Raw genomic sequence first — 22,880 nt, 5'->3', positions numbered from 1 at the left:
AAGACCATCGCGATGGAAGACGGCCTGCGTTTCGCTATCCGTGAAGGCGGTCGTACCGTCGGCGCCGGCGTCGTAGCCAAAATCATCGAGTAAGCTTCTCATTGAGATAGCTTCGATGCTTTGAAAAAGCCCCCGCCTAGCGGGGGCTTTTTTATTAGGTTGACACCTATCAGGGGCGTCTATAGAATTGCGCCTCCTTTTAACGGGCGTATTGCGCCCGGTGGGAATAGCAGCCGGAGTCTGAAATCCAATGCAAAATCAGCAAATCCGTATCAGGTTGAAGGCTTTTGACCATCGCCTGATCGACCAATCCACCCAGGAAATCGTGGAAACCGCGAAACGTACTGGTGCTCAAGTGCGTGGTCCAATTCCACTGCCTACCCGTAAAGAGCGGTTCACCGTTCTGGTCTCCCCGCACGTCAACAAAGACGCGCGTGACCAGTACGAGATCCGTACTCATAAGCGTGTCCTGGACATCGTCCAGCCAACGGATAAAACCGTTGATGCGCTGATGAAGCTTGATCTTGCGGCAGGTGTGGAAGTGCAGATCAGCCTCGGCTAAGACTCGGTCTTAGTCGTGTAACGCTCTGAAATGGGCGGCCATAGCGGGTGAAAGCCCCGTACACTCATGAGGTTTACAACATGACTATTGGTGTAGTCGGTCGTAAATGCGGTATGACCCGTATTTTCACCGAAGAAGGTGTCTCCATTCCGGTCACGGTCATTGAGATCGAACCGAATCGCGTCACCCAGTTCAAGACTGAAGAAACTGATGGCTACCGTGCAGTGCAAGTTACTGTCGGCGAGCGTCGTGCTTCGCGTGTTACAGCCGCTCAGGCTGGCCACTTCGCCAAGGCGAACGTTGCCGCTGGTCGTACCGTAATGGAATTCCGCCTTGAAGAAGGCGAGTACCAGGCCGGCGATCTGATCAACACTGAAATCTTCGCCGCTGGTCAACTGGTTGATGTAACCGGTCAGTCCAAGGGTAAAGGCTTCCAGGGTACGATCAAGCGTTGGAATTTCCGCGGGCAAGATAACACCCACGGTAACTCCGTATCCCACCGCGTTCCAGGCTCTATCGGCCAGTGCCAGACTCCTGGTCGTGTATTCAAGGGCAAAAAAATGTCCGGTCATATGGGCGCTGAGCGCGTGACCGTGCAGTCCCTGGAAGTAGTGCGCGTGGACGCTGAACGCAATCTGTTGTTGGTCAAGGGCGCTGTTCCTGGCGCTACTGGCGGCAACCTGGTTGTACGTCCAGCAGCCAAGGCTCGCGGTTAAGGGGAAGCTGACATGCAATTAAATGTAAATGACGCTCAAGCGATCGAAGTTTCCGAACTGACATTTGGCGGCGATTTCAACGAGACGCTGGTTCACCAAGCAGTCGTGGCCTACATGGCCGGCGGCCGTCAGGGTAGCAAGCAGCAAAAGACCCGTTCCGACGTTTCCGGTGGCGGCAAGCGCCCATGGCGTCAGAAAGGTACTGGCCGTGCTCGTGCCGGTACTATCCGTAGCCCAATCTGGCGCGGCGGCGGTACCACTTTCGCAGCTCGTCCTCAGGATCACTCCCAGAAGCTGAACAAGAAGATGTATCGCGCAGCAATGCGTTCCATCCTTGCTGAGCTGGTGCGTACTGATCGTCTGGTCGTTGTTCAGGATTTCGCTGTTGAAACCCCGAAAACCAAAGACCTGCTGAGCAAACTGAACAACATGAGCCTGACCGACGTTCTGATCGTGTCGGATGCTGTTGATCAGAACCTGTACCTGGCTGCTCGCAACCTGCCACACGTTGATGTCCGTGACGTGCAAGGTTCCGATCCAGTTAGTCTGATCGCATACGACAAGGTGTTGATCACCGTGTCGGCCGTGAAGAAATTCGAGGAGCTGCTGGGATGAACCAGGAACGCGTATTTAAAGTTCTGCTTGGCCCGCACGTTTCCGAGAAGGCTACGGTTCTGGCAGACAAAAAAGGTCAGTTCGTTTTCAAGGTTGCTACTGACGCAACCAAGCTGGAAATCAAGAAGGCCGTCGAAAGCCTGTTCAGCGTGAAAGTAGAGCGTGTGACTACCCTGAATGTTCTGGGTAAAAGCAAGCGCACTGCTCGCGGTCTGGGCAAGCGTAATGACTGGAAGAAGGCAGTTATCTCCCTTCAGCCAGGCCAAGATCTCGATTTCAGCAGCAGTGCTGAGTAAGGAAGGGGTGCATCATGGCAATCGTTAAATGCAAACCGACTTCCCCTGGCCGCCGTTTTGTGGTCAAGGTGGTCAACCAGGAGCTGCATAAAGGCGCTCCTCACGCACCGCTGCTCGAGAAAAAATCGAAGTCTGGTGGTCGTAACAACAATGGCCGTATTACCACTCGTCACATCGGTGGTGGTCATAAGCAGCATTATCGTCTGGTCGACTTCCGTCGCAACGACAAAGATGGCATCGCTGCCACTGTCGAGCGTATCGAATACGATCCAAACCGTACTGCTCACATCGCACTGCTGCTGTACGCAGACGGCGAGCGTCGCTACATCATCGCTCCTAAAGGCGTGAGTGCTGGTGACCAGCTGATCGCGGGCGCTCTGGCTCCAATCAAGCCAGGTAACGCTCTGCAACTGCGCAACATCCCAGTGGGTTCCACCGTACACGGCATCGAACTGAAGCCAGGTAAAGGTGCACAGATCGCTCGTTCCGCTGGTGCTTCGGCTCAGCTGATCGCTCGTGAAGGTGTCTACGTGACCCTGCGTCTGCGTTCCGGTGAAATGCGTAAAGTGCTGTCGGAATGCCGTGCAACGCTGGGCGAAGTCTCGAACTCCGAGCACAGCCTGCGTTCCCTGGGTAAAGCCGGTGCCAAGCGCTGGCGTGGCGTTCGCCCAACCGTTCGTGGTGTTGCCATGAACCCGGTTGACCACCCACATGGTGGTGGTGAAGGTCGTACCTCTGGTGGTCGTCATCCGGTATCGCCGTGGGGCTTCCCGACTAAGGGCGCGAAGACTCGTGGTAATAAGCGTACCGACAAAATGATCGTCCGTCGTCGCAAGTAAATAGAGGGATACGACAGTGCCACGTTCTCTGAAAAAAGGTCCTTTTATCGATCTTCACCTACTGAAGAAGATCGAAGTGGCGGCGGAAAAGAACGATCGCAAACCAGTGAAAACCTGGTCGCGTCGTTCGATGATCCTGCCACAAATGGTCGGTCTGACCATCGCAGTACACAACGGTCGTCAGCACGTCCCAGTTCTCGTGAACGAAGACATGGTCGGCCACAAACTGGGCGAGTTCGCCGGTACCCGCACTTATCGCGGGCACGTGGCAGACAAGAAAGCCAAGCGTTAAGGGGTTAGGAAATGGAAGTAGCCGCTAAGTTGTCGGGCGCTCGAATCTCCGCCCAGAAAGCCCGCTTGGTCGCCGACCAGATCCGCGGGAAGAAGGTGGGCGAAGCGCTCAACCTGTTGGCTTTCAGCAGTAAGAAAGCCGCCGAGATCATGAAAAAAGTGCTGGAGTCGGCCGTAGCCAACGCCGAGCATAACGAAGGCGCAGACGTTGATGACCTGAAGGTCAGCACCGTTTTCGTCAACGAAGGGCGTTCGCTGAAGCGTATCATGCCGCGTGCCAAAGGCCGTGCTGATCGCATCGTCAAGCGGTCTTGCCATATCACTGTCAAGGTTGCTGACAAGTAACGGAGTCGAAGAGATGGGTCAGAAAGTACATCCCATTGGCATTCGCCTGGGAATCGTCAAGGAGCACACCTCCGTCTGGTACGCAGACGGTCGGACTTATGCGGACTATTTGCTCGCAGATCTGAATGTGCGTGAGTACCTCCAAGACAAACTAAAAAGCGCGTCCGTAAGCCGTATCGATATCCATCGTCCGGCCCAAACTGCACGCATCACCATCCACACCGCTCGTCCAGGTATCGTTATCGGGAAGAAGGGTGAAGATGTTGAGAAACTGCGTCAGGACCTGACCAAGCAAATGGGTGTGCCTGTGCACATCAATATCGAAGAGATCCGCAAGCCGGAGCTCGACGGTATGCTGGTTGCGCAGAGCGTAGCTCAGCAGCTGGAGCGTCGTGTAATGTTCCGTCGCGCTATGAAGCGTGCCGTACAGAACGCAATGCGCATTGGTGCCAAGGGCATCAAAATCCAAGTGAGCGGTCGTCTCGGCGGTGCTGAAATCGCACGTACTGAATGGTATCGCGAAGGTCGTGTGCCACTGCACACCCTGCGTGCCGATATCGACTATGCCACCTACGAAGCTCACACCACCTACGGTGTGATCGGTGTGAAGGTTTGGATCTTCAAAGGCGAAGTAATTGGTGGTCGCCAAGAAGAACTGAAACCACAAGCACCAGCGCCTCGTAAAAAAGCTGCTAAGTAAGGGGTACGCCAAATGTTGCAACCAAAGCGTACGAAGTTCCGCAAGCAGATGACCGGCCACAACCGTGGTCTGGCACTGCGCGGTAGCAAAGTCAGCTTCGGCGAGTTCGCGCTGAAGTCTGTTGCTCGTGGTCGTCTCACCGCTCGTCAGATCGAGTCAGCACGTCGTGCTCTGACCCGTCACGTAAAACGTGGCGGCAAGATCTGGATCCGTGTATTCCCGGACAAGCCTATTTCCAAGAAGCCACTCGAAGTTCGGATGGGTAAAGGTAAGGGTAACGTGGAGTACTGGGTTGCCCAGATTCAGCCAGGCAAAGTCCTGTATGAAATCGAGGGTGTTTCTGAAGAGCTGGCGCGTGAGGCTTTCGCCCTGGCTGCTGCAAAGCTGCCGCTCGCCACCTCCTTTGTTAAACGGACGGTGATGTGATGAAAGCGAATGAACTTCGTGAAAAATCCGCACAGCAGCTGAACGAGCAACTGCTCGGCCTGCTGCGCGACCAGTTCAATCTGCGCATGCAGAAAGCAACTGGCCAGTTGGGGCAGTCTCATCTGCTCTCGCAAGTTAAGCGTGACATCGCTCGCGTGAAGACTGTGCTCAACCAGCAGGCAGGTAAGTGATCATGGCTGAAGCCGAAAAGACTGTCCGTACGCTGACTGGCCGTGTTGTCAGCGACAAGATGGACAAAACCATCACCGTTCTGATCGAGCGTCGCGTAAAGCACCCGATCTACGGTAAATACGTTAAGCGTTCGACTAAGCTGCACGCGCACGACGAAACCAATCAGTGCCATATCGGCGACAAAGTCACTATTCGTGAAACTCGTCCGCTGGCCAAGACCAAGTCTTGGGCACTGGTTGATGTTCTCGAACGCGCTGTGGAAGTCTAAGGACTAGGGGTCGGAGAAATTATATGATTCAGACTCAATCCATGCTCGATGTGGCCGATAACAGCGGCGCTCGCCGCGTTATGTGCATCAAGGTGCTGGGTGGCTCCCATCGTCGTTACGCTGGTATCGGTGACATCATCAAAGTTACCGTCAAGGAAGCAATTCCTCGCGGTAAGGTGAAAAAAGGCCAGGTGATGACTGCTGTTGTAGTCCGCACCCGTCACGGCGTACGTCGTGCTGACGGCTCCATTATCCGCTTTGATGGCAACGCTGCTGTTCTGTTGAACAACAAGCAAGAGCCGATCGGCACCCGTATCTTTGGGCCAGTGACCCGTGAACTTCGTACCGAGAAGTTCATGAAGATCGTCTCGCTCGCCCCAGAAGTGCTGTAAGGAGATCCGACATGCAAAAGATTCGTCGTGACGACGAGATCATCGTGATCGCCGGCAAAGACAAAGGTAAGCGCGGTAAGGTGCTTAAGGTTCTCGCTGACGACCGTCTGGTCGTTGGTGGCTTGAACCTGGTCAAGCGTCATACCAAGCCTAACCCGATGTCGGGCGTACAGGGCGGTATCGTCGAGAAAGAAGCGCCACTGCACGCTTCCAACGTCGCCATTTTCAACGGCGAAACCAACAAGGCTGACCGCGTTGGTTTCAAAGTAGAAGACGGCAAAAAAATTCGTGTCTTCAAGTCGACCCAAAAAGCGGTTGATGCTTGAACACTGCTAGGTAGAAGACCATGGCACGACTGAAAGAGATTTACCGGAAGGAAATCGCTCCGAAGCTTAAGGAAGAACTTAAGCTGGCGAACGTGATGGAAGTTCCGCGCATTACCAAGATCACCCTGAACATGGGTCTGGGCGAAGCGATCGGCGACAAGAAAGTCATCGAGCACGCTGTTGCTGACCTGGAAAAGATCACCGGCCAGAAGGTCGTCGTGACTCACGCTCGCAAATCCATCGCAGGCTTCAAAGTCCGCGAAGGTTGGCCGATCGGTGTCAAGGTGACCCTGCGTCGCGATCGTATGTATGAGTTCCTGGATCGTCTGCTGTCGATCTCCCTGCCTCGGGTTCGCGACTTCCGCGGCCTGAATGCCAAGTCCTTCGATGGTCGTGGCAACTACAGCATGGGCGTGAAAGAGCAGATCATTTTCCCGGAAATCGATTACGACAAGATCGATGCTCTGCGCGGTCTGGACATTACCCTGACCACCACTGCCAAATCGGATGAAGAAGGTCGCGCACTGCTGCGTGCTTTCAAATTCCCGTTCCGCAACTGATTGGAGTAGGAAAATGGCCAAGAAGAGCATGAAAAACCGTGAGCTGAAGCGTCAGCTCACCGTTGCCAAGTACGCCGTCAAGCGTGCAGCGCTCAAAGCAATCATCGTTGATCTGAACGCAAGTCCAGAAGCGCGTTGGGAAGCTTCCGTAGCCCTGCAGAAGCAGCCACGTGACGCAAGCGCCTCGCGCATGCGTAACCGCTGCCGCATCACCGGTCGTCCGCACGGCGTTTACCGCAAGTTCGGCCTCGGCCGTAACAAGCTGCGTGAAGCTGCAATGCGTGGTGACGTACCAGGTCTGGTCAAAGCCAGCTGGTAAGCCATACCGCCCAAGTCACTGCGGTCGGGGTCGCAAGAACCTGACCGCCGGTGACCTTGAGTATGAATCAAGCCCCTTTTGGGGCTTGATTCATTTCTGGTGTGTGTCTAGAATGACCGGCTCGCCTGAGCCCGCACTTTTTGCGTGCGGAGTACCTCGGCGACAGTTGCAGCCGCAAGGCTCATTTTTTTTGTATCAGGAGCGTCTAGCCCATGAGTATGCAGGACCCGTTAGCGGACATGCTAACTCGAATCCGTAATGCCCAGATGGCTGAAAAGTCCGTCGTAAGCATGCCGTCTTCCACGCTGAAGGTGGCTGTAGCAAAAGTCCTGAAGGACGAAGGTTACATCGCGGGTTTTCAGATCACCACCGACGCCAAGCCGTCGCTGTCCATCGAGCTGAAGTACTTCGAAGGCCGTCCGGTCATCGAGGAAGTGAAGCGCGTTAGCCGTCCAGGCCTGCGTCAGTACAAGTCCGTCGAAGACCTGCCGAAAGTTCGTGGCGGTCTGGGCGTGTCTATCGTCTCCACCAACAAGGGTGTGATGACTGATCGTGCTGCGCGCGCTGCCGGTGTCGGCGGCGAAGTTCTTTGCACTGTGTTCTAAGGGGGGATAAGCATGTCTCGCGTCGCTAAGAACCCCGTTAAGCTGCCAGCTGGTGTCGAAGTAAAATTCGCCGGCCAACAGCTTTCGGTGAAGGGTGCCAAGGGCACTCTCGAACTGAACATCCATTCGTCCGTTGAGATTGTTGAAGAAGCTGGTGAGCTGCGTTTCGCTGCTCGCAATGGCGATCAACAGACTCGCGCAATGGCTGGTACCACTCGTGCGTTGGTAAACAACATGGTCCAAGGCGTAAGCCAAGGCTTCGAGCGCAAGCTCCAGCTGGTCGGTGTTGGTTACAAGGCGCAAGCAAAAGGCACAGTGCTGAACCTGGCTCTTGGCTTCTCGCACCCAGTGGATTACGAACTGCCGGAAGGCATCACCGCTGAGACTCCTAGCCAGACCGATATCCTGATCAGGGGCATCGACAAGCAGCTGGTAGGTCAAGTGGCCGCCGAGATCCGCGACTTCCGTCCACCAGAGCCGTACAAAGGCAAAGGTGTGCGCTACGCGGACGAAGTCGTCCGTCGTAAAGAAGCCAAGAAGAAGTAGGGCATAGCAAATGACCGACAAAAAAGTTACTCGACTGCGTCGCGCTCGCAAAGCACGCCTGAAAATGCACGAACTCGAAGTCGTGCGTCTCTGCGTGTTCCGCTCTTCGCAGCACATCTACGCCCAGGTCATTTCGGCCGACGGCAACAAAGTCCTGGCAAGTGCCTCGACTTTGGATAAAGAACTGCGTGATGGTGCCACCGGCAACATCGACGCGGCCACTAAGGTTGGCCAGCTGGTCGCTTCGCGTGCTAAAGCCGCAGGCGTCTCGCAGGTGGCTTTCGACCGCTCTGGCTTCAAGTACCACGGCCGCGTCAAGGCGCTGGCTGATGCTGCTCGTGAAGCTGGGCTGGAGTTCTAAGTTATGTCAAATAACGACCAAAAGCGCGACGAAGGCTACATCGAGAAGCTGGTTCAAGTTAACCGCGTAGCCAAAACCGTTAAAGGCGGCCGTATCTTCACTTTCACCGCGTTGACCGTGGTAGGTGATGGTAAGGGCCGTGTAGGCTTCGGCCGTGGCAAGTCGCGTGAAGTGCCTGCTGCGATCCAGAAGGCTATGGAAGCTGCTCGCCGCAACATGATCCAGGTGGACCTGAACGGCACCACTCTGCAGTACGCCATGAAGTCCGCCCACGGCGCTTCCAAGGTTTACATGCAGCCTGCTTCTGAAGGTACCGGTATCATCGCTGGCGGCGCTATGCGTGCTGTCCTCGAAGTTGCTGGCGTTCAGAACGTTCTGGCCAAGTGCTACGGTTCGACCAACCCGGTAAACGTGGTTCACGCCACTTTCAAGGGTTTGAAGGCCATGCAGTCCCCTGAGTCCATTGCTGCCAAGCGCGGCAAAACTGCAGCGGAGATCCTGTGATCATGGCAACCGTAAAAGTAACGCTGATCAAAAGCATGACCGGCCGCATCCCTAACCACAAACTGTGCGTTAAGGGTCTGGGTCTGCGTCGCATCGGTCACACTGTAGAAGTCCAGGATACTCCCGAGAATCGCGGGATGATCAACAAGGCTTACTACATGCTGCGTGTCGAGGGTTAATCGATGAAACTCAATGATCTGAGTCCAGCGCCGGGTTCCCGTCGCGAAAAGCATCGTCCGGGCCGTGGTATCGGTAGTGGTTTGGGTAAGACTGGTGGCCGTGGTCACAAAGGTCAGACTTCCCGCTCCGGTGGCACCATCGCTCCAGGCTTTGAAGGCGGTCAACAGCCGCTGCATCGTCGCCTGCCGAAGTTCGGTTTCGTTTCCCTGAAAGCCATGGACCGCGCAGAAGTGCGTCTGTCCGAGCTGGCCAAGGTGGAAGGCGACATCGTTACCGTGCAGTCCCTGAAAGATGCCAACGTGATCAACCAGAACGTACAGCGTGTGAAAATCATGCTGTCGGGCGAAGTGACTCGCGCTGTAACTATCAAGGGCATCGCCGCCACCAAGGGTGCGCGTGCGGCTATCGAAGCAGCTGGCGGCAAGTTCGAGGAATAAATGGCTAAGCAAGGTGCTCTCTCAGCGCTCAGCAAAGGCGGGTTATCCGAGCTCTGGGCTCGACTGCGTTTTCTATTCCTGGCGATTATCGTCTACCGGATAGGCGCACACATCCCAGTTCCTGGTATCAACCCGGACCGGCTGGCGGACCTGTTTCGACAGAATGAGGGGACCATTCTTAGCTTGTTCAACATGTTTTCCGGCGGCGCGCTGGAACGGATGAGCATTTTTGCACTGGGGATCATGCCGTACATCTCGGCATCGATCATCATGCAACTGATGACCGCCGTCAGCCCGCAGCTGGAGCAGTTGAAGAAGGAAGGTGAGGCTGGTCGTCGCAAGATCAGCCAATACACCCGCTATGGCACCGTCGTCCTGGCCCTTGTTCAAGCCATTGGCATGTCCATTGGTCTGGCTGGTCAGGGCGTCGCTTTTACTGGTGACTTCGGCTTCCATTTCGTTGCAGTGTCCACCTTCGTGGCCGGTGCGATGTTCATGATGTGGCTGGGTGAGCAGATTACAGAGCGCGGTGTGGGTAACGGTATCTCGATGTTGATTTTTTCGGGTATCGTCGCCGGTCTTCCGAGAGCGATCGGGCAGTCTTTCGAGTCTGCACGTCAGGGTGATATCAACATCTTCGCCCTGGTTGCCATCGGTTTGCTGGCAGTAGCGATTATCGGTTTCGTGGTGTTCATTGAGCGTGGCCAGCGTCGTATTGCTGTTCACTACGCCAAGCGTCAGCAGGGCCGCAAGGTTTTCGCTGCGCAGACAAGCCACTTGCCGCTGAAAGTGAATATGGCCGGTGTAATTCCTGCTATCTTCGCGAGCAGCATTTTGCTGTTCCCGGCTTCGTTGGGTGCCTGGTTCGGTCAGTCTGAAGGTATGGGCTGGTTGCAGGACATCTCGCAGTCGATCGCTCCTGGTCAGCCGTTGAATATTCTGCTGTTTAGTGCAGGGATTATTTTCTTCTGCTTCTTCTATACGGCGTTGATGTTCAATCCGAAAGACGTAGCGGAAAACCTGAAGAAGTCCGGTGCCTTTATTCCGGGTATCCGTCCAGGCGAGCAGTCGGCGCGCTACATTGATGGCGTTCTGACCCGTTTGACCATGTTCGGTGCTCTTTATATGACGGCCGTGTGCCTGCTGCCCCAGTTCCTGGTGGTTGCAGCAAACGTTCCGTTCTACCTTGGCGGGACCTCGTTGCTGATCGTGGTCGTGGTTGTGATGGACTTTATGTCCCAAGTGCAATCGCACCTCGTTTCGCACCAGTACGAATCCCTGATGAAGAAAGCCAACCTGAAGGGCTACGGCAGCGGCATGCTGCGCTGAAGCACCCATAAGGTTCGAGGAGTTGGTGATGAAAGTTCGTGCATCGGTGAAAAAGCTGTGCCGTAACTGCAAGATTATTCGCCGCGAAGGTGTGGTTCGAGTAATTTGCAGCGCGGAACCGCGTCACAAACAGCGCCAAGGCTGAGTGTGATCTGCTTGAAGCCCAGCAGCTAGTGCGCTGCTGGGTTGATTATTTGTTATTACAGCGATATTATCTCGCGCCCTATTTCTTGGCTTCCGGGGCGTAGGTAGCTGTCAATTGGAGTCCCACTGAATGGCCCGTATTGCAGGCGTTAACATTCCAGATAACAAGCACACTGTTATCTCGCTGACCTACATCTATGGTGTTGGTCGCACTACTGCACAGAAAATTTGTGCAGTGACTGGGGTCAACCCAGCCGCAAAGATCAAGGATCTGAGCGACGAGCAGATTGAACAGCTGCGTGGCGAAGTGGCGAAGTTCACCACTGAAGGTGACCTGCGTCGCGAAATCAACATGAAAATCAAACGCTTGATGGACCTGGGCTGCTACCGCGGTCTGCGCCATCGTCGTGGTCTGCCAGTACGCGGTCAGCGTACCAAGACCAACGCGCGTACTCGCAAAGGTCCGCGTAAGCCGATCCGCAAGTAATCGCACCAGCGAATCGACAGGAATCTAGTCATGGCAAAACCTGCTGCTCGTCCTCGTAAGAAAATCAAAAAGACAGTGGTTGATGGCATCGCCCACATCCACGCGTCTTTCAACAACACCATCGTGACCATCACCGACCGTCAAGGTAACGCTCTTTCCTGGGCTACCTCCGGTGGTTCGGGTTTCCGCGGTTCCCGCAAGTCCACCCCGTTTGCTGCTCAGGTAGCTGCTGAACGTGCTGGTCAAGCTGCGCTGGAATACGGCCTGAAAAACCTCGACGTCAACGTCAAAGGTCCAGGTCCAGGTCGTGAGTCCGCTGTCCGTGCATTGAACGGCTGTGGCTATAAGATCGCCAGCATCACCGACGTGACGCCAATCCCGCACAACGGGTGCCGTCCGCCGAAGAAGCGCCGCGTGTAATCCAGGAGATTGTAAAGAATGGCTCGTTACATTGGTCCAAAATGCAAACTGGCTCGTCGCGAAGGCACCGATCTCTTCCTGAAGAGCGGCGTGCGCGCTATCGAATCCAAGTGCAACATCGAAGCAGCACCTGGTATCCACGGCCAACGCCGCGGTCGCCAGTCCGACTACGGCACCCAACTGCGTGAAAAGCAGAAGGTCCGTCGTATTTATGGCGTTCTTGAGCGTCAGTTCAGCGGCTACTACAAAGAAGCTGCCGGCCGTAAAGGCGCAACCGGTGAAAACCTGCTGCAACTGCTCGAATGCCGTCTGGACAACGTTGTATACCGTATGGGTTTTGGCTCGACTCGTGCCGAATCCCGTCAACTGGTATCGCACAAGTCGATCAGCGTTAACGGTAAAACCGTCAACGTCCCGTCCTACCAGGTTCGTGCTGGTGACGTGGTAGCTATTCGTGAGAAAGCTAAGAATCAACTGCGCATTGTCCAGGCTCTCGATCTGTGTGCCCAGCGTGGCCGCGTAGAATGGGTAGAAGTGGACACTGAGAAGAAGTCGGGCGTTTTCAAGAACGTTCCTGCTCGCAGTGACCTCTCCGCCGACATCAACGAAAGCCTGATTGTCGAGCTCTACTCCAAGTAAGGGCTAGAAAATAGGTGCATCCATGCAGATTTCGGTAAATGAGTTCCTGACACCCCGTCACATTGACGTGCAGGTTGTCAGTCCAACCCGCGCTAAAATCACTCTCGAGCCTCTCGAGCGTGGTTTTGGCCACACCCTGGGCAACGCGCTGCGCCGCATCCTGTTGTCCTCAATGCCAGGCTGTGCAGTAGTCGAGGCCGAGATTGACGGTGTGCTCCACGAGTACAGCGCCATCGAAGGTGTACAGGAAGACGTCATTGAAATCCTGTTGAACCTTAAAGGTCTGGCTATCAAGCTGCACGGCCGTGACGAAGTTACGCTGACCTTGTCGAAGAAGGGTTCGGGGGTGGTTACCGCTGCCGATATTCAGCTGGATCATGATGTCGAGATCGTTAATCCCGATCACGTAATCGCCAACCTGGCGTCTAACGGCGCCTTGAACATGAAGCTCACCGTAGCTCGTGGTCGTGGTTATGAACCAGCAGACTCGCGTCAGAGCGATGAAGACGAAAGCCGCAGCATCGGTCGCTTGCAGCTCGACTCTTCGTTCAGCCCGGTTCGCCGTATCGCATACGTGGTGGAAAACGCCCGTGTCGAGCAGCGTACCAACCTGGACAAACTGGTTATTGATCTGGAAACCAACGGTACTCTGGATCCTGAAGAGGCTATCCGCCGCGCTGCAACCATCCTGCAACAGCAGTTGGCTGCGTTCGTCGACCTCAAGGGTGACAGTGAGCCAGTGGTTATCGAGCAGGAAGACGAGATCGATCCGATCCTGCTTCGCCCGGTTGACGATCTGGAACTGACTGTACGTTCGGCTAACTGCCTTAAGGCGGAAAACATCTACTACATCGGCGACCTGATTCAGCGTACCGAAGTAGAGCTGTTGAAGACTCCGAACCTGGGCAAGAAATCCTTGACTGAAATCAAGGACGTTCTGGCCTCCCGCGGTCTGTCCCTCGGCATGCGCCTCGACAACTGGCCGCCTGCAAGTCTTAAGAAGGACGACAAGGCGACTGCCTGATCGTCGTAATCACCGAACGTAGTGTTTGGTAAGGAATGAACCATGCGTCATCGTAAAAGTGGTCGTCACCTGAGCCGCACCAGCTCGCACCGCAAGGCCATGTTTCAAAACATGGCGGTGTCGCTGTTCGAGCACGAGCTGATCAAAACGACTCTGCCAAAAGCCAAAGAACTGCGCCGCGTTGCCGAGCCGCTGATCACTCTGGCCAAAGTAGACAGCCTGGCTAACCGCCGTCTGGCTTTCGACCGTACTCGTTCGAAAGCTATCGTTGGTAAGCTCTTCAACGACCTGGGCAAGCGTTACGCTACCCGTGAGGGTGGCTACCTGCGCATCCTCAAGTGCGGTTTCCGCGCTGGCGACAACGCGCCTATGGCGTACGTCGAGTTGGTTGATCGTGCTACTGCCGGCGAAGCTGTATCCGCCGAGTAAGACGTCAGTCTGAAACGAAGAACCGGGCCTAGCGCCCGGTTTTTTGTGCCTGCTAATAAGTGATTGCAGTTCGATAGACCTTTCCTATCGCTTGGCATCATTTAATGAATTTGTACCTGTCATCTTCATGGTCAATACTCCTCTTCAGCCGATTAGCCGGCAGCACCAAGACCGAGAGAGGAAGGATGAGCATGAGTCAGAACAAAACGCTTACTACCGCCAGCGGCGCCCCCGTTGCCGATAACCAGAATTCCCGTTCCGCCGGCCCGCGTGGCCCGCTGCTGCTCGACGACTTTCACCTGATCGAGAAGCTTGCCCACTTCAACCGCGAAAACATTCCTGAGCGCCGCGTGCATGCCAAAGGCTCGGGCGCGTACGGGACTTTTACCGTTTCCAGGGACATCACCCAGTACACCAGCGCCAAGCTGTTCGAGTCCGTGGGCAAACAGACTCCGACTTTCCTGCGCTTCTCCACCGTGGGTGGCGAGCGTGGTTCGGCCGATACCGAGCGTGATCCACGTGGTTTCGCCCTGAAGTTCTACACCGAGGAAGGCAACTGGGACATCGTGGGTAACAACACCCCCGTGTTCTTCATTCGCGACCCGCTGAAATTCCCTGATTTTATCCACACCCAGAAGCGCCTGCCGCAAAGCAACCTGAAGAGCGCGCAGATGATGTGGGACTTCTGGTCACACTCGCCCGAGGCGCTGCACCAGGTCACCATTCTGTTCTCCGACCGTGGGATCCCAGATGGCTACCGTCACATGCACGGCTTCGGCAGCCACACCTATAGCCTGATCAACGCCAAGGGCGAGCGTCACTGGGTGAAATGGCACTACAAGACCAAGCAGGGCATCAAGAACCTGGCGCCGGCCGATGCCGCGCGTCTGGCGGGTACTGATCCGGACTACGCCCAGCGTGACCTGTTCAACGCTATCGAGCGTGGTGACTTCCCGAAATGGAGCGTGTGCATCCAGATCATGACCGAAGCTCAGGCCGCGGCACATTACGAGAATCCGTTCGACGTGACCAAGACCTGGTCGCAGAAAGAGTTCCCGCTGATCGAGGTGGGTGAGCTGGAACTGAACCGCAATCCGCTGAACTACTTCGCCGAAGTCGAGCAGGCGGCATTCGGTCCGAGCAATATGGTGCCAGGTGTCGGCCTGTCGCCGGACCGCATGCTGCAAGGTCGTGTCTTCGCCTACGCTGATGCCCACCGCTACCGTGTCGGTACCAATCACCAGCAGTTGCCGGTGAACGCGCCACGCAGCCCGGTCAACAGCTACCAGCGCGACGGCTCCATGGCCTTTGGCAGCAACGGTGGCGCTGCGCCGAACTACGAGCCCAACAGCTACGCTGATGCGCCGAAACAGGCCCCTCGCTACGCTGAGCCGGCCCTGGCCCTGAGTGGTGCGGAGGATCGTTACGACCATCGCGAAGATAGCGACTACTTCAGCCACGCCGGTGCGCTGTTCCGCCTGATGAACGATGAGCAGAAAACCCTGCTGATCAACAACATTGCCGGCGCGATGGCAGGCGTTTCCGACGATGTGGTGCAGCGTCAGCTGCAGTACTTCTTCAAGGCCGACCCGGCTTACGGAGAAGGTGTCGCGAAGGCGCTGGGCGTAGTGCTCAAGTAAGTCTAAACGAGAAGCAGAACCGCCCTCATTTGGGCGGTTTTTCGCTTCCGTTCGACGATTTTTCTCTGCTATTTCTCACTTTTCTACTGTTTTTACAGTGACCTTCCGGTCAGCTTGGTTCAAACTACAGACTTTCAAGCAGGGAGATGTAGGGCGATGCAAGGTCACCCGGACGTAATCGATTACCTCAACACGTTGCTGACCGGTGAACTGGCGGCTCGTGATCAATATTTCATCCATTCGCGGATGTATGAGGACTGGGGCTTCAGCAAGCTCTACGAGCGCATCAATCACGAAATGGAAGAAGAGGCGCAACACGCCGATGCCTTGATCCGTCGGATCCTGATGCTCGAAGGCACGCCACGCATGCGCCCCGACGACCTCGACACCGGCACCACCGTGCCCGAGATGCTCGCCAGCGATTTGCGCCTGGAGTACAAGGTGCGTGCCGCGCTGTGCAAGGGCATCAAGCTCTGCGAGCAGCACAAGGACTACGTGACCCGCGAAATCCTGCGCGTGCAGTTGGCCGACACCGAAGAAGATCACACCTACTGGCTGGAGAAGCAGTTGGGTCTGATCCAGTCCATCGGGTTGGAGAATTACCTGCAATCGCAGTTCTGAGAATGGCCGCTGCTGTGCAGCGGATCGCCGGCAAGCCGGCTCCTGCAGTTTGGCGTTCACCGCAGAGGTGTCGCCATACCTGATCCTTGCTGGCGATAACCATTTCAGCCTCAATAAAAAAGCCCCTGTCACCACTTGATGACAGGGGCTTTTTCATTTCACCGCTTTATGCCCGGTCGCGCAGCAACAGCGGCTTCAGATAATGCCCGGTATGGGATTGCGACATCTCCGCGACCTGCTCCGGTGTCCCCACGGCAATGATCTGCCCGCCCTTCGAACCACCTTCAGGCCCAAGGTCCACCAGCCAGTCGGCGGTCTTGATCACATCCAGGTTGTGCTCGATCACCACCACGGTATTGCCGTGGTCGCGCAGGCGGTGCAGTACGTCCAGCAGTTGCTGGATATCCGCGAAGTGCAGGCCGGTGGTCGGCTCGTCGAGGATGTACAGGGTCTTGCCGGTGTCACGCTTGGACAGCTCGCGCGACAGCTTGACCCGCTGCGCCTCGCCGCCGGACAGGGTGGTCGCCGACTGTCCCAGCTTGATGTACGACAGGCCCACGTCCATCAGTGTCTGCAGCTTGCGCGCCAGGGCCGGCACCGCGTCGAAGAACTCCCGGGCCTCCTCGATGGTCATCTCCAGCACTTCGTGGATGCTCTTGCCCTTGTACTTGATCTCCAGGGTTTCGCGGTTGTAGCGCTTGCTCTTGCAGACATCGCAAGGGACGTAGATGTCCGGCAGGAAGTGCATCTCCACCTTGATCAGGCCGTCACCCTGGCAGGCCTCGCAGCGCCCGCCCTTGACGTTGAACGAGAAGCGCCCCGGACCGTAACCCCTGGAGCGGGACTCCGGCACGCCGGCGAACAGCTCGCGGATCGGCGTGAACAGGCCGGTGTAGGTTGCCGGGTTCGAGCGCGGGGTACGGCCGATCGGGCTCTGGTCGATATCCACCACCTTGTCCAGGTGCTGCAGGCCGTTGATGCTGTCGTGGGCCGCGGCTTCCAGTGTCGTCGCGCCATTGAGGGCGGTGGCACTGAGGGGGAACAGGGTGTTGTTGATCAGCGTCGACTTGCCCGAGCCGGACACACCGGTCACGCAGGTCAGCAGGCCGATCGGAATCTCCAGGTCGACATTGCGCAGGTTGTTGCCGCGGGCACCCTTGAGGGTCAGCGACAGCTTCTTGTTGCGCGGCGTGCGTTTGGCCGGCACTGCGATCTTCACCCGGCCCGACAGGTACTTGCCGGTGAGGGAGTCCGGATGCGCCATGACTTCGGCCGCGGTGCCCTGGGCGACGATATGCCCGCCATGCACACCGGCACCCGGGCCGATGTCCACCACGTAGTCCGCCAGGCGAATGGCGTCCTCGTCGTGTTCGACGACGATCACCGTGTTGCCGATGTCGCGCAGGTGCTTCAGGGTGCCCAGCAGGCGGTCGTTGTCGCGCTGGTGCAGGCCGATGGACGGTTCGTCGAGGATGTACATCACCCCGACCAGGCCGGCGCCGATCTGGCTGGCCAGGCGGATACGCTGGGCTTCGCCGCCGGACAGGGTGTCGGCACTGCGGTCGAGGGTCAGGTAGTCGAGGCCGACGTTGACCAGGAACTGCAGGCGCTCGCGGATTTCCTTGAGGATCTTGTCGGCGATTTCACCGCGTCGCCCGGTCAGTTTCAGCGTGCCGAAGTAGTCGGTGGCATCGCCGATCGGCAGGTTGGTGACGGCGGGCAGGGTCTTCTCGCCGACCCACACATGCCGCGCCTCGCGACGCAGGCGGGTACCACGGCAATCCGGGCACGGCTGGGTGCTGAGGAACTTGGCCAGTTCCTCGCGCACGGTGGCCGACTCGGTTTCGCGGTAGCGCCGCTCCAGGTTCGGCACGATGCCTTCGAACGGATGCGAGCGCTTGACGATATCGCCCCGGTCGTTGAGGTACTTGAAGTCGACATTCTGGCTGCCACTACCCTGCAGCAGCAGCTTCTGCTGGTCCGCCGGCAAGGTGTTGAACGGCACTTCCAGGCTGAAACCGTAGTGGGACGCCAGCGACCCGAGCATCTGGAAGTAATAGACGTTGCGCCGGTCCCAGCCGCGTATCGCCCCTTCGGCCAGGGTCAGTTCGCCATTGACCAGGCGCTTGATGTCGAAAAACTGCTTCACCCCCAGGCCGTCACAGGTCGGGCAGGCGCCGGCCGGGTTGTTGAAGGAGAACAGCTTGGGCTCCAGTTCGCTGATGGCATGGCCGCAGATCGGACAGGCGAAGCGCGCGGAGAAGATCATCTCCTCGCCCGGTTCGTCATCCATCGGTGCCACCAGGGCGATGCCGTCCGCCAGCTTCAGCGCGGTCTCGAAGGACTCGGCCAGGCGTTGCTGCAGATCGCCACGGACCTTGAAGCGGTCGACCACCACATCGATGGAGTGCTTCTTCTGTTTATCGAGCTTGGGCACTTCGTCCAGCTCGCAGAGCCGGCCGTTGACCCGTGCCCGGACAAAGCCCTGGGCCCGTAGCTCCTCGAACACCGACAGGTGCTCGCCCTTGCGTTCGCGGATCACCGGCGCCAGCAGCATCAGCTTGGCACCCTCCGGCTGGGCGAGGACCAGGTCGACCATCTGGCTGACGGTCTGCGCCTCCAGCGGGATATCGTGGTCCGGGCAGCGCGGCGTACCCACTCGGGCGTACAGCAGGCGCAGGTAGTCGTAGATCTCGGTGATGGTGCCGACCGTCGAACGCGGGTTGTGCGAGGTCGATTTCTGCTCGATGGAAATCGCCGGCGACAGGCCTTCGATGGTATCGACGTCCGGTTTTTCCATCATCGACAGGAATTGCCGGGCGTAGGCCGACAGCGACTCGACATAGCGGCGTTGGCCTTCGGCGTACAGGGTATCGAACGCCAGGGAAGACTTGCCGGACCCGGACAGGCCGGTGATCACGATCAGCTTGTCCCGGGGCAGGGTCAGGTCGATATTCTTCAGGTTGTGGGTTCGAGCCCCACGAATCAGGATCTTGTCCAAAGTGGCCTCGCACGGCGGGCGGTAAACGCAGGAGTATAAGGCTAAATACTGGATGGATGCACACTATTGCAGCACAGCATTGCAGGCTTGCATGACAGGATGCTGAACGAGTTCGCGACAAAGCGTCGCCCTATACCCCCTCAAACGATGGGACTGATAGAATCGCCGCCGGTTCACACGAGGTTTTTCCATGCACGATCCCCACAGCGAACGCATGAGTGGCGGCGAGACCCGCGCGGCAGGTGGTCTGGCCCTGGTGTTCGCATTCCGCATGCTCGGCATGTTCATGGTCTTGCCGGTCCTGGCGACCTACGGGATGGATCTCGCCGGCGCGACCCCCGCACTGATCGGCCTGGCCATCGGCGCCTACGGCCTGACCCAGGCACTGTTCCAGATCCCGTTCGGGATCATTTCCGACCGCATCGGCCGGCGCCCGGTGATCTACCTGGGATTGATCGTGTTTGCCCTCGGCAGCGTGCTGGCGGCCAATGCCGACTCGATCTGGGGCGTGATCGCCGGCCGGGTCCTGCAAGGTGCCGGGGCGATTTCCGCGGCGGTCATGGCCCTGCTCTCCGACCTCACCCGTGAACAGCACCGGACCAAGGCCATGGCCATGATCGGCATGACCATCGGCCTGTCGTTTGCCGTGGCGATGGTCGTCGGCCCGCTGCTGACCCGTGCCTTCGGTCTCTCGGGGCTGTTCCTCGCGACCGGCGGGATGGCGCTGGTGGGCATCCTGATCGTCGCCTTCATGGTGCCCAAGGCCATCGGGCCGTTGCAGCACCGTGAGTCCGGCGTGGCGCGCCAGGCGCTGATGCCGACGCTCAAGCACCCGGACCTGCTGCGCCTGGACCTGGGGATCTTCGTATTGCACGCGATGCTGATGTCCAGCTTCGTCGCCTTGCCCCTGGCGCTGGTGGAAAAGGCCGGCCTGCCCAAGGAGCAACACTGGTGGGTGTACCTGACCGCCTTGCTGATTTCTTTCTTCGCGATGATCCCGTTCATCATCTACGGCGAGAAGAAACGCAAAATGAAACGAGTTTTACTCGGCGCCGTGACGACCTTGATGCTCACTGAGCTATTCTTCTGGGAGTTCGGCAACAGCCTGCGGGCCCTGGTGATCGGTACGGTGGTGTTCTTCATCGCCTTCAACCTGCTGGAAGCTTCGCTGCCGTCGCTGATCAGCAAGGTTTCACCGGCCGGTGGCAAGGGCACGGCGATGGGGGTTTACTCCACCAGCCAGTTCCTTGGCTCGGCTCTCGGCGGTATTCTGGGCGGCTGGATGTTCCAGCATGGCGGTTTGTCGGCGGTATTCCTTGGATGCGCCGGTCTGGCTGCCCTCTGGCTGGCCTTTGCTGTTACCATGCGTGAACCTCCCTACGTGACCAGCCTGCGCGTGCCGTTATCGCCCGAAGCGATCCGCGAAGCCGGTCTGGTCGAGCGCCTGTTGGCCGTCGTAGGGGTAACGGATGCAGTGGTGGTGGCCGAAGAGGCCGCCATTTACATCAAATTGGACACCGAATTGTTGGATCGCACGACCCTTGAGCGCCTGGTCAATGAGCCTGCGTCGCAAGCGTGCGAAGCCTAGGAGAACGTTATGGCCCGTGGGGTTAACAAAGTCATATTGGTCGGCACTTGCGGCCAGGATCCTGAAGTTCGCTACCTGCCTAACGGCAACGCCGTGACCAACCTGAGTCTGGCGACCAGCGAACAATGGACCGACAAGCAGACCGGCCAGAAAGTCGAAAAGACCGAATGGCACCGTGTCTCGATGTTCGGCAAGGTCGCCGAGATCGCCGGTGAATACCTGCGCAAGGGTTCGCAGGTCTACATCGAAGGCAAGCTGCAGACCCGCGAATGGGAAAAAGACGGTATCAAGCGCTACACCACCGAGATCATCGTCGACATGCAGGGCACCATGCAGCTGCTGGGCGGCCGTCCACAACAGGGCGACCAACAAGGCGGTGGCTACGATCAGTCCGCGCCACGCCAGCAAGCCCCTCGCCAGCAGGCGCCGCGTCCACAGCAGTCGGCCCCGCAGCAGTCGCGCCCGGCTCCACAGCAGGCCGCACCGCAGCCGGCTCCGGACTTCGACAGCTTCGATGACGATATTCCGTTCTAAGCACGATTCTTTCGTCGCCAGAAACAGACAAACCCGCAGATGAACTCTGCGGGTTTGTCGTTTCTGGCGGGGTATTTCTACGTGCCTCAGCCGGCCTCGCAGAAGCCTGCTGTTTCCTACTGCCCCTGAATCAACAACCCCAGCGGCGCCAGCGGACCGACCTGGATAAACTCGAAGGTCATCAGACTGGCCACGGTCAGCGGCAGTGCGTTGACCGCCGCCCTGGCCTGGTCGAGTGCTTCCACGTTCATCAGGAAAACCACCCCGGGCCGGTCTTCACGGAACCAGAACTGTTCGATCTGGCCGCCGAGGTAGAGCTTGAGCGTGGCCGGGACTTCGCTGGGCAAATGCTGTTGCTTCTGCTCCTGGGTGAGTTCGTTGATCGAGCCGATCGCGAAAACTTTCATCAGTGACTTCCTCGTTGATAGCGATGTTTGGAGCGCTCAATCTAGGCTTGCGAAGCTGTAGCTGGTATCGTCGTAAATGACAACTTTATGGTCATTCACGCCATGCGAATTTCTGTGCTCGCCCTCGAGGGCGTTTTCGATACCGGGCTGACCGTGCTACTGGATGCGTTCAGCCTGGCCAACAAGTTTTCCGCGGGGCAGGGGGCAGGCCCGGTGTTCGACGTATCGCTCGTGGGCGTGCGCAAGAAGGTCCGTACCGGCCAGGGGCTGCTGGTGCCGGTCCAGGCCATCGCCGCCGACCCGACGCCGGACTGGGTGATTGTCCCGGCCCTTGGCACCGGAACCCCCGAGGTCCTGGTGCCGGCCCTCGAACGGGCGGATGTGCAAGCGGCCAAGGCGCAATTGCTGAAATGGCATGCCGGGGGCGCGCTACTGGCGGCGTCCTGTATCGGTACCTTTCTTCTCGCGGATATCGGCCTGCTCGATCATCGCGAGGCCACTACCACCTGGTGGTTGGCTCCGCTGTTCCGGCAGCGTTACCCGAAGGTTCTGCTCGACGAGTCGCGCATGCTGGTGCCCACCGATGTCGGTGTCACGGCCGGGGCCGCCATGGGCCATCTCGATCTCGCGTTGTGGCTGATCCGCCGGGCCAGCCCGGAACTGGCGGAAATGGTCTCGCGTTATCTGCTGGCGGATATCCGCACCCTGCAGGCGCCGTATATCATTCCCAATCACCTGGCCCAGGCGGACCCGTTGATCCTGCGTTTCGAACGCTGGGCGCGCGACCATCTCAAGACCGGGTTTTCGCTACAGGACGCCGCCAGCGCCCTGGCGACCAGCCCGCGCACCTTGCAACGGCGCTGCGAAGCGGTGCTCGGCAAGTCGCCCTTGTCCTATTTCCAGGACCTGCGCGTCGAGCGGGCGCAATCGCTGCTCCACGGCAGCGGCCTTGACCTCGAGGCCATTGCCACCGAGGTCGGTTATGTGGATGGGGCGACGCTGCGGACCTTGTTGCGCCAGCGCCTCGGACGCGGAGTCCGGGACCTGCGCGCCAACTTGCGCTAGCGGCTGACGCGCCGGACGAGGATCCTGGCCGCGGCCTTTCAGCGAACTCACCTGCCTCTCCGCTGGCAAGCC

35 protein-coding genes and 1 pseudogene are annotated in these 22,880 nt (G+C 58.0%); 34 read left to right on the top strand and 2 right to left on the bottom strand.

The annotated features are described in order from the left end of the window. The 31 genes and pseudogenes from ACL9RJ_RS31755 to bfr form a co-directional block, all read left to right on the top strand. Nucleotides 1-93, top strand: a pseudogene (locus ACL9RJ_RS31755) (elongation factor Tu); the annotation flags it as partial. A 157-nt stretch (nucleotides 94-250) separates the two neighbouring features. Then, complete coding sequence (gene rpsJ / locus ACL9RJ_RS31750) at nucleotides 251-562, top strand: 30S ribosomal protein S10 (protein WP_003186070.1); 312 nt, start codon at nucleotides 251-253, stop codon at nucleotides 560-562. An 80-nt stretch (nucleotides 563-642) separates the two neighbouring features. Continuing rightward, complete coding sequence (rplC, locus tag ACL9RJ_RS31745; protein WP_017123246.1) at nucleotides 643-1,278, top strand: 50S ribosomal protein L3; 636 nt, start codon at nucleotides 643-645, stop codon at nucleotides 1,276-1,278. Between the two features lie 12 nt (nucleotides 1,279-1,290). Continuing rightward, on the top strand, nucleotides 1,291-1,893 hold the full coding sequence (gene rplD, locus ACL9RJ_RS31740) for a 50S ribosomal protein L4 (protein WP_042934176.1): 603 nt from the start codon (nucleotides 1,291-1,293) through the stop codon (nucleotides 1,891-1,893). Beyond that, on the top strand, nucleotides 1,890-2,189 hold the full coding sequence (gene rplW / locus ACL9RJ_RS31735; RefSeq protein WP_002555488.1) for a 50S ribosomal protein L23: 300 nt from the start codon (nucleotides 1,890-1,892) through the stop codon (nucleotides 2,187-2,189). Before rplD ends, rplW begins: the two co-directional genes overlap by 4 nt. Nucleotides 2,190-2,203: 14 nt before the next feature. Continuing rightward, a complete protein-coding gene (gene rplB, locus ACL9RJ_RS31730) occupies nucleotides 2,204-3,028 on the top strand; it encodes a 50S ribosomal protein L2 (protein WP_003317104.1) in 825 nt (274 codons plus the stop codon). A gap of 16 nt (nucleotides 3,029-3,044) precedes the next feature. Further along, nucleotides 3,045-3,320, top strand: coding sequence for a 30S ribosomal protein S19 (gene rpsS, locus ACL9RJ_RS31725; protein WP_002555486.1), 276 nt, complete (start codon nucleotides 3,045-3,047; stop codon nucleotides 3,318-3,320). Between the two features lie 11 nt (nucleotides 3,321-3,331). Beyond that, nucleotides 3,332-3,664 (top strand): 50S ribosomal protein L22, encoded by a 333-nt coding sequence (rplV, locus tag ACL9RJ_RS31720; RefSeq protein ID WP_003103908.1) that lies wholly within the window; start codon nucleotides 3,332-3,334, stop codon nucleotides 3,662-3,664. A 13-nt stretch (nucleotides 3,665-3,677) separates the two neighbouring features. After that, on the top strand, nucleotides 3,678-4,364 hold the full coding sequence (gene rpsC / locus ACL9RJ_RS31715; RefSeq protein WP_007924192.1) for a 30S ribosomal protein S3: 687 nt from the start codon (nucleotides 3,678-3,680) through the stop codon (nucleotides 4,362-4,364). A gap of 12 nt (nucleotides 4,365-4,376) precedes the next feature. Continuing rightward, a complete protein-coding gene (rplP, locus tag ACL9RJ_RS31710) occupies nucleotides 4,377-4,790 on the top strand; it encodes a 50S ribosomal protein L16 (protein ID WP_003228729.1) in 414 nt (137 codons plus the stop codon). Further along, nucleotides 4,790-4,981, top strand: coding sequence for a 50S ribosomal protein L29 (rpmC, locus tag ACL9RJ_RS31705; protein WP_002555481.1), 192 nt, complete (start codon nucleotides 4,790-4,792; stop codon nucleotides 4,979-4,981). Before rplP ends, rpmC begins: the two co-directional genes overlap by 1 nt. A gap of 2 nt (nucleotides 4,982-4,983) precedes the next feature. Beyond that, nucleotides 4,984-5,250, top strand: coding sequence for a 30S ribosomal protein S17 (rpsQ, locus tag ACL9RJ_RS31700; protein ID WP_003176419.1), 267 nt, complete (start codon nucleotides 4,984-4,986; stop codon nucleotides 5,248-5,250). A 23-nt stretch (nucleotides 5,251-5,273) separates the two neighbouring features. After that, the gene (gene rplN / locus ACL9RJ_RS31695) at nucleotides 5,274-5,642 is read left to right on the top strand and encodes a 50S ribosomal protein L14 (protein ID WP_002555479.1); all 369 of its coding nucleotides are present in this window, start codon (nucleotides 5,274-5,276) and stop codon (nucleotides 5,640-5,642) included. Between the two features lie 11 nt (nucleotides 5,643-5,653). Next, on the top strand, nucleotides 5,654-5,968 hold the full coding sequence (gene rplX / locus ACL9RJ_RS31690; RefSeq protein WP_007896770.1) for a 50S ribosomal protein L24: 315 nt from the start codon (nucleotides 5,654-5,656) through the stop codon (nucleotides 5,966-5,968). 20 nt (nucleotides 5,969-5,988) lie between these two features. Beyond that, nucleotides 5,989-6,528, top strand: a complete 540-nt coding sequence (gene rplE / locus ACL9RJ_RS31685; protein WP_017123249.1) for a 50S ribosomal protein L5 — start codon at nucleotides 5,989-5,991, stop codon at nucleotides 6,526-6,528. 13 nt (nucleotides 6,529-6,541) lie between these two features. Then, complete coding sequence (gene rpsN / locus ACL9RJ_RS31680) at nucleotides 6,542-6,847, top strand: 30S ribosomal protein S14 (RefSeq protein ID WP_017123250.1); 306 nt, start codon at nucleotides 6,542-6,544, stop codon at nucleotides 6,845-6,847. Between the two features lie 212 nt (nucleotides 6,848-7,059). Next, nucleotides 7,060-7,452 (top strand): 30S ribosomal protein S8, encoded by a 393-nt coding sequence (gene rpsH, locus ACL9RJ_RS31675; RefSeq protein WP_007955638.1) that lies wholly within the window; start codon nucleotides 7,060-7,062, stop codon nucleotides 7,450-7,452. Between the two features lie 12 nt (nucleotides 7,453-7,464). Continuing rightward, nucleotides 7,465-7,998 carry a 50S ribosomal protein L6 gene (gene rplF / locus ACL9RJ_RS31670; protein ID WP_007896774.1) on the top strand — a complete coding sequence of 178 codons (534 nt, stop codon included), beginning with the start codon at nucleotides 7,465-7,467 and terminating at the stop codon, nucleotides 7,996-7,998. Nucleotides 7,999-8,008: 10 nt separating this feature from the next. Continuing rightward, on the top strand, nucleotides 8,009-8,359 hold the full coding sequence (gene rplR, locus ACL9RJ_RS31665) for a 50S ribosomal protein L18 (protein ID WP_010443919.1): 351 nt from the start codon (nucleotides 8,009-8,011) through the stop codon (nucleotides 8,357-8,359). A 3-nt stretch (nucleotides 8,360-8,362) separates the two neighbouring features. Next, nucleotides 8,363-8,863, top strand: coding sequence for a 30S ribosomal protein S5 (rpsE, locus tag ACL9RJ_RS31660; protein WP_010443918.1), 501 nt, complete (start codon nucleotides 8,363-8,365; stop codon nucleotides 8,861-8,863). Between the two features lie 2 nt (nucleotides 8,864-8,865). After that, nucleotides 8,866-9,042 (top strand): 50S ribosomal protein L30, encoded by a 177-nt coding sequence (gene rpmD / locus ACL9RJ_RS31655; RefSeq protein WP_003176408.1) that lies wholly within the window; start codon nucleotides 8,866-8,868, stop codon nucleotides 9,040-9,042. A 3-nt stretch (nucleotides 9,043-9,045) separates the two neighbouring features. Further along, entirely contained in the window at nucleotides 9,046-9,480 is a 435-nt protein-coding gene (rplO, locus tag ACL9RJ_RS31650) for a 50S ribosomal protein L15 (RefSeq protein ID WP_007924183.1), read from the top strand. Continuing rightward, nucleotides 9,481-10,809, top strand: coding sequence for a preprotein translocase subunit SecY (secY, locus tag ACL9RJ_RS31645; RefSeq protein ID WP_017123252.1), 1,329 nt, complete (start codon nucleotides 9,481-9,483; stop codon nucleotides 10,807-10,809). It begins immediately after the preceding gene. Nucleotides 10,810-10,837: 28 nt separating this feature from the next. Next, a complete protein-coding gene (rpmJ, locus tag ACL9RJ_RS31640; RefSeq protein ID WP_002555468.1) occupies nucleotides 10,838-10,954 on the top strand; it encodes a 50S ribosomal protein L36 in 117 nt (38 codons plus the stop codon). Between the two features lie 129 nt (nucleotides 10,955-11,083). Then, the gene (gene rpsM, locus ACL9RJ_RS31635; RefSeq protein WP_003186020.1) at nucleotides 11,084-11,440 is read left to right on the top strand and encodes a 30S ribosomal protein S13; all 357 of its coding nucleotides are present in this window, start codon (nucleotides 11,084-11,086) and stop codon (nucleotides 11,438-11,440) included. Between the two features lie 30 nt (nucleotides 11,441-11,470). Next, nucleotides 11,471-11,860 (top strand): 30S ribosomal protein S11, encoded by a 390-nt coding sequence (rpsK, locus tag ACL9RJ_RS31630; protein WP_007924177.1) that lies wholly within the window; start codon nucleotides 11,471-11,473, stop codon nucleotides 11,858-11,860. 18 nt (nucleotides 11,861-11,878) lie between these two features. Next, nucleotides 11,879-12,499 carry a 30S ribosomal protein S4 gene (rpsD, locus tag ACL9RJ_RS31625; RefSeq protein ID WP_017123253.1) on the top strand — a complete coding sequence of 207 codons (621 nt, stop codon included), beginning with the start codon at nucleotides 11,879-11,881 and terminating at the stop codon, nucleotides 12,497-12,499. A gap of 22 nt (nucleotides 12,500-12,521) precedes the next feature. After that, nucleotides 12,522-13,523 carry a DNA-directed RNA polymerase subunit alpha gene (locus tag ACL9RJ_RS31620; protein WP_003176403.1) on the top strand — a complete coding sequence of 334 codons (1,002 nt, stop codon included), beginning with the start codon at nucleotides 12,522-12,524 and terminating at the stop codon, nucleotides 13,521-13,523. 42 nt (nucleotides 13,524-13,565) lie between these two features. Next, nucleotides 13,566-13,952: a 50S ribosomal protein L17 gene (rplQ, locus tag ACL9RJ_RS31615; RefSeq protein WP_017123254.1), complete on the top strand. Its 387-nt coding sequence runs from the start codon at nucleotides 13,566-13,568 to the stop codon at nucleotides 13,950-13,952. A 191-nt stretch (nucleotides 13,953-14,143) separates the two neighbouring features. Then, nucleotides 14,144-15,592, top strand: a complete 1,449-nt coding sequence (locus ACL9RJ_RS31610; RefSeq protein WP_422765982.1) for a catalase — start codon at nucleotides 14,144-14,146, stop codon at nucleotides 15,590-15,592. 156 nt (nucleotides 15,593-15,748) lie between these two features. Next, nucleotides 15,749-16,213 (top strand): bacterioferritin, encoded by a 465-nt coding sequence (gene bfr, locus ACL9RJ_RS31605; RefSeq protein WP_017123256.1) that lies wholly within the window; start codon nucleotides 15,749-15,751, stop codon nucleotides 16,211-16,213. A 166-nt stretch (nucleotides 16,214-16,379) separates the two neighbouring features. On the opposite strand, the gene uvrA is transcribed toward bfr, so the two are convergent. Beyond that, on the bottom strand, nucleotides 16,380-19,214 hold the full coding sequence (gene uvrA, locus ACL9RJ_RS31600) for an excinuclease ABC subunit UvrA (RefSeq protein ID WP_177083861.1): 2,835 nt from the start codon (nucleotides 19,212-19,214) through the stop codon (nucleotides 16,380-16,382). Between the two features lie 190 nt (nucleotides 19,215-19,404). Between uvrA and ACL9RJ_RS31595 the strand changes: the two genes are divergently transcribed. Both ACL9RJ_RS31595 and ACL9RJ_RS31590 read left to right on the top strand, forming a co-directional pair. Next, complete coding sequence (locus tag ACL9RJ_RS31595; protein ID WP_017123258.1) at nucleotides 19,405-20,802, top strand: MFS transporter; 1,398 nt, start codon at nucleotides 19,405-19,407, stop codon at nucleotides 20,800-20,802. 9 nt (nucleotides 20,803-20,811) lie between these two features. Next, nucleotides 20,812-21,336 (top strand): single-stranded DNA-binding protein, encoded by a 525-nt coding sequence (locus ACL9RJ_RS31590; protein ID WP_017123259.1) that lies wholly within the window; start codon nucleotides 20,812-20,814, stop codon nucleotides 21,334-21,336. Between the two features lie 116 nt (nucleotides 21,337-21,452). Here ACL9RJ_RS31590 and ACL9RJ_RS31585 read toward each other — a convergent pair whose 3' ends face one another. Next, a complete protein-coding gene (locus ACL9RJ_RS31585) occupies nucleotides 21,453-21,743 on the bottom strand; it encodes a superoxide dismutase (RefSeq protein ID WP_422765981.1) in 291 nt (96 codons plus the stop codon). 102 nt (nucleotides 21,744-21,845) lie between these two features. Between ACL9RJ_RS31585 and ACL9RJ_RS31580 the strand changes: the two genes are divergently transcribed. Continuing rightward, entirely contained in the window at nucleotides 21,846-22,808 is a 963-nt protein-coding gene (locus ACL9RJ_RS31580) for a GlxA family transcriptional regulator (protein ID WP_177117809.1), read from the top strand. Nucleotides 22,809-22,880: the final 72 nt, after the last annotated feature.

This window comes from Pseudomonas sp. Mn2068, from assembly GCF_049319725.1.
GTDB lineage: Bacteria > Pseudomonadota > Gammaproteobacteria > Pseudomonadales > Pseudomonadaceae > Aquipseudomonas > Aquipseudomonas gingeri.
The sequence above is the reverse complement of the archived record's forward strand: the minus strand, read 5'-3'. Positions and strand labels throughout refer to the sequence as shown.

Excerpts from the sequence above, each read along its gene's own strand:
- rpsM (WP_003186020.1), top strand. The coding sequence starts at position 11,084 with ATGGCCCGTATTGCAGGCGTTAACATTCCAGATAACAAGCACACTGTT.
- ACL9RJ_RS31590 (WP_017123259.1), top strand. The coding sequence starts at position 20,812 with ATGGCCCGTGGGGTTAACAAAGTCATATTGGTCGGCACTTGCGGCCAG.
- ACL9RJ_RS31610 (WP_422765982.1), top strand. The coding sequence starts at position 14,144 with ATGAGTCAGAACAAAACGCTTACTACCGCCAGCGGCGCCCCCGTTGCC.
- rplV (WP_003103908.1), top strand. The coding sequence starts at position 3,332 with ATGGAAGTAGCCGCTAAGTTGTCGGGCGCTCGAATCTCCGCCCAGAAA.
- rpmD (WP_003176408.1), top strand. The coding sequence starts at position 8,866 with ATGGCAACCGTAAAAGTAACGCTGATCAAAAGCATGACCGGCCGCATC.
- rpmJ (WP_002555468.1), top strand. The coding sequence starts at position 10,838 with ATGAAAGTTCGTGCATCGGTGAAAAAGCTGTGCCGTAACTGCAAGATT.
- rplB (WP_003317104.1), top strand. The coding sequence starts at position 2,204 with ATGGCAATCGTTAAATGCAAACCGACTTCCCCTGGCCGCCGTTTTGTG.
- secY (WP_017123252.1), top strand. The coding sequence starts at position 9,481 with ATGGCTAAGCAAGGTGCTCTCTCAGCGCTCAGCAAAGGCGGGTTATCC.
- rpsN (WP_017123250.1), top strand. The coding sequence starts at position 6,542 with ATGGCCAAGAAGAGCATGAAAAACCGTGAGCTGAAGCGTCAGCTCACC.
- ACL9RJ_RS31580 (WP_177117809.1), top strand. The coding sequence starts at position 21,846 with ATGCGAATTTCTGTGCTCGCCCTCGAGGGCGTTTTCGATACCGGGCTG.
- ACL9RJ_RS31585 (WP_422765981.1), bottom strand. The coding sequence starts at position 21,743 with ATGAAAGTTTTCGCGATCGGCTCGATCAACGAACTCACCCAGGAGCAG.
- rplX (WP_007896770.1), top strand. The coding sequence starts at position 5,654 with ATGCAAAAGATTCGTCGTGACGACGAGATCATCGTGATCGCCGGCAAA.
- rpmC (WP_002555481.1), top strand. The coding sequence starts at position 4,790 with ATGAAAGCGAATGAACTTCGTGAAAAATCCGCACAGCAGCTGAACGAG.
- rplO (WP_007924183.1), top strand. The coding sequence starts at position 9,046 with ATGAAACTCAATGATCTGAGTCCAGCGCCGGGTTCCCGTCGCGAAAAG.
- rplC (WP_017123246.1), top strand. The coding sequence starts at position 643 with ATGACTATTGGTGTAGTCGGTCGTAAATGCGGTATGACCCGTATTTTC.
- ACL9RJ_RS31620 (WP_003176403.1), top strand. The coding sequence starts at position 12,522 with ATGCAGATTTCGGTAAATGAGTTCCTGACACCCCGTCACATTGACGTG.
- rpsH (WP_007955638.1), top strand. The coding sequence starts at position 7,060 with ATGAGTATGCAGGACCCGTTAGCGGACATGCTAACTCGAATCCGTAAT.
- bfr (WP_017123256.1), top strand. The coding sequence starts at position 15,749 with ATGCAAGGTCACCCGGACGTAATCGATTACCTCAACACGTTGCTGACC.
- rpsE (WP_010443918.1), top strand. The coding sequence starts at position 8,363 with ATGTCAAATAACGACCAAAAGCGCGACGAAGGCTACATCGAGAAGCTG.
- rplN (WP_002555479.1), top strand. The coding sequence starts at position 5,274 with ATGATTCAGACTCAATCCATGCTCGATGTGGCCGATAACAGCGGCGCT.
- rplW (WP_002555488.1), top strand. The coding sequence starts at position 1,890 with ATGAACCAGGAACGCGTATTTAAAGTTCTGCTTGGCCCGCACGTTTCC.
- rpsD (WP_017123253.1), top strand. The coding sequence starts at position 11,879 with ATGGCTCGTTACATTGGTCCAAAATGCAAACTGGCTCGTCGCGAAGGC.
- rplD (WP_042934176.1), top strand. The coding sequence starts at position 1,291 with ATGCAATTAAATGTAAATGACGCTCAAGCGATCGAAGTTTCCGAACTG.
- rpsQ (WP_003176419.1), top strand. The coding sequence starts at position 4,984 with ATGGCTGAAGCCGAAAAGACTGTCCGTACGCTGACTGGCCGTGTTGTC.
- rplQ (WP_017123254.1), top strand. The coding sequence starts at position 13,566 with ATGCGTCATCGTAAAAGTGGTCGTCACCTGAGCCGCACCAGCTCGCAC.
- rpsK (WP_007924177.1), top strand. The coding sequence starts at position 11,471 with ATGGCAAAACCTGCTGCTCGTCCTCGTAAGAAAATCAAAAAGACAGTG.
- ACL9RJ_RS31595 (WP_017123258.1), top strand. The coding sequence starts at position 19,405 with ATGCACGATCCCCACAGCGAACGCATGAGTGGCGGCGAGACCCGCGCG.
- rpsJ (WP_003186070.1), top strand. The coding sequence starts at position 251 with ATGCAAAATCAGCAAATCCGTATCAGGTTGAAGGCTTTTGACCATCGC.
- rplP (WP_003228729.1), top strand. The coding sequence starts at position 4,377 with ATGTTGCAACCAAAGCGTACGAAGTTCCGCAAGCAGATGACCGGCCAC.
- rplR (WP_010443919.1), top strand. The coding sequence starts at position 8,009 with ATGACCGACAAAAAAGTTACTCGACTGCGTCGCGCTCGCAAAGCACGC.
- rplE (WP_017123249.1), top strand. The coding sequence starts at position 5,989 with ATGGCACGACTGAAAGAGATTTACCGGAAGGAAATCGCTCCGAAGCTT.
- rplF (WP_007896774.1), top strand. The coding sequence starts at position 7,465 with ATGTCTCGCGTCGCTAAGAACCCCGTTAAGCTGCCAGCTGGTGTCGAA.
- rpsC (WP_007924192.1), top strand. The coding sequence starts at position 3,678 with ATGGGTCAGAAAGTACATCCCATTGGCATTCGCCTGGGAATCGTCAAG.